Source organism: Nevskia soli, assembly GCF_903970205.1.
Taxonomy (GTDB): Bacteria; Acidobacteriota; Terriglobia; order Bryobacterales; family Bryobacteraceae; genus Bog-113.
On sequence record NZ_CAJCHS010000422.1, the window covers coordinates 1 to 3,262 of the forward strand.

The following is a 3,262-nucleotide window of genomic DNA, read 5'->3' on the forward strand; positions in this document are numbered from 1 at the left end:
GCCGATAGACGCGGTTCAACTCACCCCGCCGTAGGCGATCCTCCCCAGCACTCCCTCAACCATCCGCGCCCCTGGTTCCGTATCGAGGACCTCGAGCGGCGTCTTTCCACCCAGCGCACGATTGGGCCGCTTCAGCCAGCGATGCGCCAGCGCTTCCTCGCCCAGATACTGCTTCGCCAGCGCCACAATCCGCGCCAGCCGGTAGATCCGGTCGGATTCGGCGGGCGATAGACGGCCTTCGCCTTTCCGGCGCTGCAAGCTCCGCTCCGATAGATCGAGCGCCGCCGCAAGCTGCTTCAGACTGATGTCGGCACTATGCATCACTCCCGCAACGACGGCAGGTCGAAAGCCTTCACGGATGGCGTCCTGGACATCCAGATCGGAGTGAAGCTGCCGCCCAAGCGCCTGTTCGCCGCCCATCTCGCCCGTAACCACCTCAGGTTCCTCAACAACACTGGTCATCTGTCATCCACTATACCGCCATTTGTCTTCACATTGCAAATCCTATTCGACTAACTCAATTCGCCGTAACTTCTCATAAACCGATCCCCGCGGTCCCGTACGGCTCCGGTAAAGGTAGAACTCACGCGCCGTGAACTGACCGAATCGAATGCGCTTTAAACCGGCAATCTCATCCGCGATCGCCGCTGCACTCTGTCCCGCCTTCACGCGCGCCAACGTCAGATGCGGCGAATACCGGCGCTCCTCTGCCGGTATCCCTAGGGTCCGAAGCGCGTCATCCACATCGGATGCCAGCCGTTCCAGCGGAGCGGGTGCCGTCACGCCGGCCCAAAACACGTGCGGCGATCGAGCATTCGGAAAGAACCCCAGTCCCTCGATCGCCACTTCAAACTCCCCCGGTCGGGGCACTTGCTCCAGCGCAGCCACAATCGCCTCCAGTTTGTCCTCCGCGCACTCCCCCAGAAACTTGACCGTAACATGGTAATTTTCCGGTGGGCTCCAGTTCAGCTTCGCCTGCAGGCGCCATCGATCCACCACGGCGCTCAACTTCGCAGTGACAGTCGGATCGATGGCAATCCCGGTAAACAGACGCACGGCGGGATCACTAATTCCTTTTCACCGCCAATTCCTGAGCGTCGGCCAGCAAAGCGTCCAGCGACGCGCGCGGAAACAGTTTGCCATCCAGAATGACCGCCTGAATCGAGCGAGTGTTATGGATGTCCATCAGCGGGTCCTTATCCAGCAAAACCAGGTCCGCGGTTTTTCCAGCCTCGATCGTTCCGCGCCGGTTCAGCTGCCCCATAAATTCAGCCGCATCGCGCGTCGCACTTTGCAGCGCGGCGAGCGGCGATAGGCCGGCTTCCACCAACAGCGCGAGTTCGTCATGCAAGCCGAAACCGGGGAAGCACTGCGGGTTCATCGTATCGGTGCCTGCCAGTATGCGCACCTTCGCGCGATACATGCTCCCCACGATCTTCGAGAACTCCGCGAATTGCTTCCGGGACGAGTCGACCACGCTCAAGCGAGCAGCACGCGGGAGGTGTTTGTAATAACCCGCGTCCCAGGTTGCGCGCACGTCCTTGCTCAGGTATTTCAGCCGCGGATCCTCCGGGCTCAGCGGATCGTCGATCTGTGCGCGGAGCAGAGAAAGCGTGGGACACTGCCACGTCCCGTTCTTCACGAACCGGGCGAACAAGGCTTGCGCGACGGCATCGTCATAAGTATCTATCTTGCGCGCCTCAATCGCGGCCCAGCGCGGTCCCGCCGCCATCTTTTCCTCCACAGTCGAATTTGGACCGCGGAAAATCGCATTGATGCCGCGCTGCTCATTCAGAATCGCCGTCTCTTCGCGCGAACAACCCTCGGCCACCTGGGTCAGATGCTCAATGCTTTTCTGGCCGGCATCGGAAGCTTCTGCGGCGCTCAACGCGTCCGGCACGTGTCCTTCGATAGGAATGCCCACCTTGTGCGCCTCGTCCGCGATCGCAAAGTAAACGCCGCGCGGCAACCATGTGTACACCTTGATGAAGTCCGCGCCGCGCTGTTTCTGCTGGTCCACCGTCTCGCGCCCCTCGGCCTCCGTTGCGGCAACGATGGAGTCGGGCCACGGGGGATTCGGGCCGTCCACGATCGGGCTTCCCATGTAGATGTTCAAGCGCGGCCGATCGGAAGCGTGTGCGGCCCGCCACGCGCCCGCGTCAGCCGGACCGCTCATATCGCGTACCCCGACAACTCCATTGGCAATGAAGAGAAGCCGGCTCCAGGACGCGCGAAGGTCCGTCGTGCCGTGCGTGTGCATGTCCCACAAACCGGGGATGAGGAACTTACCCGTACCGTCCAACACTTGTGCGTCACGCGGAACGCGCGCCTGCTTCCACGGAGTCACCGCCGCGATACGATTCCCGTCGATAACTACCGTCATCTCCGGCCGTGCTCCACGGTCCGTTCCGTCGATCACGGCCACTCGCTGGATCACCAGCGCCTGCGACCATGCCGTGCCGCAGAGTAGGGCACACAATATAGGAAGCAGCCGCATTCCGTCACAGTATAGTTCCGATGTCTTCGAACCGCAGCGTCATTCTGGGCAGCCACATCTCCGGCACCACTCAGGCGCATTCCCCGAGTCCGGGCCAAACGCTCACCGCATCCCTTGTGCTCCGCCGTCCCTCCGTGGACGGGTCACCGCCCGCCGGGACTTCCCGCGAAGAGATTGAGCGCTCGCTATCCGCGTCTCCGTCCGACATCGACGCGGTTACGAACTTTGCAAGTAACGCGGGCCTGTCCGTCATCGAGGTCAGCGCGCCTCGCCGCACCATCCGAGTCGAGGGAACTGTCGCTCAGCTCGAAGCCGCATTCGGCACAACTCTCTTCACCGAAGACCATTGCCTCACCTACTCCGGACCGCTAACCGTCCCTTCCGCTCTCGACGGAATCATCGTCGCCGTGCTCGGTCTCGACCAGCGGCCGGTCGCGCGGACACGATGAGTTTCGGCCGTATCCTGCGTCGCGGCTTCTATAACCGCCCGGCAACCGATGTCGCTCGCGATCTCCTCGGCCGAGTGATTGTTCATGGCGAAACTGCCGGGCGAATCGTCGAGACCGAAGCTTACCTCGGCGTGAACGACCTTGCCGCCCACTCCGCGCGCGGCCTGACTCCCCGCACGCGCGTGATCTTCGGTCCGCCGGGCCATGCCTACGTGTACTTCATCTACGGGATGCACGAATGCCTGAATCTGGTGGCCGAACCGGAAGGCCAAGCGGGATGCGTTCTCATTCGGGCTCTGGAACCCGTCGCGGGACT

Annotated in this window: 5 protein-coding genes; 2 read left to right on the top strand and 3 right to left on the bottom strand. The window is 62.4% G+C overall.

Annotated elements, in window-relative coordinates; genetic code table 11:
- Positions 1–15: 15 nt before the first annotated feature.
- Genes parS through H1Y01_RS18135 form a run of 3 tightly spaced genes read right to left on the bottom strand, consistent with a single transcriptional unit; the run spans position 16 to position 2,497 of the window.
- Positions 16–462 carry a type II RES/Xre toxin-antitoxin system antitoxin gene (gene parS, locus H1Y01_RS18125; RefSeq protein WP_180542048.1) on the bottom strand — a complete coding sequence of 149 codons (447 nt, stop codon included), beginning with the start codon at positions 460–462 and terminating at the stop codon, positions 16–18.
- A 42-nt stretch (positions 463–504) separates the two neighbouring features.
- Positions 505–1,056: an RNA 2',3'-cyclic phosphodiesterase gene (gene thpR / locus H1Y01_RS18130; RefSeq protein ID WP_180542050.1), complete on the bottom strand. Its 552-nt coding sequence runs from the start codon at positions 1,054–1,056 to the stop codon at positions 505–507.
- A gap of 10 nt (positions 1,057–1,066) precedes the next feature.
- Positions 1,067–2,497 carry an amidohydrolase family protein gene (locus H1Y01_RS18135; protein ID WP_180542052.1) on the bottom strand — a complete coding sequence of 477 codons (1,431 nt, stop codon included), beginning with the start codon at positions 2,495–2,497 and terminating at the stop codon, positions 1,067–1,069.
- Between the two features lie 20 nt (positions 2,498–2,517).
- Between H1Y01_RS18135 and H1Y01_RS18140 the strand changes: the two genes are divergently transcribed.
- Together H1Y01_RS18140 and H1Y01_RS18145 are read left to right on the top strand one after the other, a co-directional pair.
- Complete coding sequence (locus H1Y01_RS18140) at positions 2,518–2,946, top strand: protease pro-enzyme activation domain-containing protein (RefSeq protein WP_180542054.1); 429 nt, start codon at positions 2,518–2,520, stop codon at positions 2,944–2,946.
- A partial coding sequence (locus H1Y01_RS18145; RefSeq protein ID WP_180542056.1) for a DNA-3-methyladenine glycosylase occupies positions 2,943–3,262 on the top strand: 320 nt, incomplete at its 3' end. The genes H1Y01_RS18140 and H1Y01_RS18145, both read left to right, overlap by 4 nt.

What these genes read in the sequence shown, in the direction of transcription:
- H1Y01_RS18135 (WP_180542052.1), bottom strand. Translation starts at nt 2,497, where the DNA reads ATGCGGCTGCTTCCTATATTGTGTGCCCTACTCTGCGGCACGGCATGG.
- H1Y01_RS18140 (WP_180542054.1), top strand. Translation starts at nt 2,518, where the DNA reads ATGTCTTCGAACCGCAGCGTCATTCTGGGCAGCCACATCTCCGGCACC.
- parS (WP_180542048.1), bottom strand. Translation starts at nt 462, where the DNA reads ATGACCAGTGTTGTTGAGGAACCTGAGGTGGTTACGGGCGAGATGGGC.